The following is a 1,494-nucleotide window of genomic DNA, read 5'->3' as shown; positions in this document are numbered from 1 at the left end:
CGCGGTCGGCCCGGGTCTGCTGCTCACGCGCTGCGGCGGCGGCCTTGGTCGCGTTGTCCTCCTGCCGGTCCGCCTCGGCTGCCGCCTCTCCCGCCTTGCCCTGTTCCCGGCGGGCGTCCGCGGTGGCCTGCTGAGCACGGCGCTGCTCGTCCCCGGCGATCTGCTGCTGACGTTGCGCCTCGGCCGCGTAGACCGTGGCGGAGACGCGATGCTGGTCGGCGATCTGCTGCTGCCGCGACGCCTCGACCGCCGACGCGTTCGCCGTACGCGCGTTACGTACCGCGAGCGCGCCGGTGACCCCGGCCAGCACGAGGAGCAGGCCCACGATCGCGAGCACGCCGCGGCGCAACCGGATCATCCCGCGGTGCCGGGCGACGTCCTCGCTGTCCAGGTCTTCCTTGCTCACGCCGTGGATGGAGGCAGCCAGTTCGGCGACGGCGTCGCGGAACCGGCCGTGGCGCAGGTCGAGTTCGCTCTCCGAGCGGGCCCAGCGCAGGTCCAGGTGACGCGGCTCCTCCTGGAACACACCGCGCAGAGCGGGCGGTACGGCCGTCGACCGCTCCCAGTCGAAGTCACCCCGGGCGGAGTCCCAGACCCACTCCCCGGACGTCACGACGGGCAGCAGCCGGTCCACCGGGTGGTCGGCCAGCCAGGCTTCGATCTCCTGGTTGACCCAGCGGGAGCCCGCTGCCTCCGGGCAGGCCAGCAGGACGAAGTACTCCGATCCGGCGAGGGCCTTCTGAATGGACGACCACAGCGCCGGGCTGGTGCCGAGGCCGGTCTGGTCGCGGAACACCTCCAGCGCCCGTCGGCGGTGCCACGGCCTCGCCAGTCGTTGCAGACCACGCTGCAAAGTGGGTGCCAGTGCCCCGTCCGCCGCATGACTGTAGGAGATGAAAGCGTCATAAGGCATGTCGAGGCCCTTCCCCGTAGCAAGGTCGCGCCAGATTGTGCCGCACCACCATGGCGTACGTCGATGGGTTAGTTGCTCCACGGCAATTGACGGCACCGGCGCGGCACCACCCGGCCGGCCGGATGATCTAGGATCTCCGGCCATCACGGGGAGGAAATCGCACATGTGGCCATTCAAGAAGCGCGGACCGGCAACGGCCGGCCTGATGATCGACCCGACCAACGGTGACCCGCAGGTACGGGCGCTGGTGGCGGCCGTGGCGGCCCGCGACGGCGTCACGATCCGGGCCATCCTTGACGGAGCGCCCGATCCCGACACGCACGCCTACCTGATGGAGTCCGCCGCCGAGGTCGACGGCGTGCAGGACTGGATCGGCGGGTGGATCGCCGCCGAGCCGCACTCCACGCTGCCGGTGCTGCTCAGAGGCTGCCACGGCGTCTTCTGGGCCTGGGAGGCCCGCGGCGCCGCGCGGGCCGAGTACACCCGCGAGGAGCAGTTCCGCGAGTTCCACCGCCGGCTGCGGATCGCCGAGAACGCCCTCGACGAGGTCGTCGAGCGCGACCCGGACAACGTGACCGCGT

1 protein-coding gene and 1 pseudogene are annotated in these 1,494 nt (G+C 71.6%); one reads left to right on the top strand and one right to left on the bottom strand.

All coding sequences use genetic code 11. The features are described from left to right. The coding region (locus AB0C29_RS48045) for a TIR domain-containing protein (RefSeq protein WP_360835012.1) at positions 1–913 on the bottom strand (913 nt) is incomplete at its 3' end. Positions 914–1,076: 163 nt separating this feature from the next. On the opposite strand from AB0C29_RS48045, the pseudogene AB0C29_RS48040 reads away from it, so the two are divergent. Next, positions 1,077–1,494 (top strand): annotated as a pseudogene (locus tag AB0C29_RS48040) (DUF4034 domain-containing protein); the annotation flags it as partial.

Source organism: Actinoplanes sp. NPDC048791 (assembly GCF_040650095.1).
Taxonomy (GTDB): domain Bacteria; phylum Actinomycetota; class Actinomycetes; order Mycobacteriales; family Micromonosporaceae; genus Actinoplanes.
Note: the sequence above shows the minus strand (reverse complement) of the source record. Positions and strands in the feature narration are given on the sequence as shown.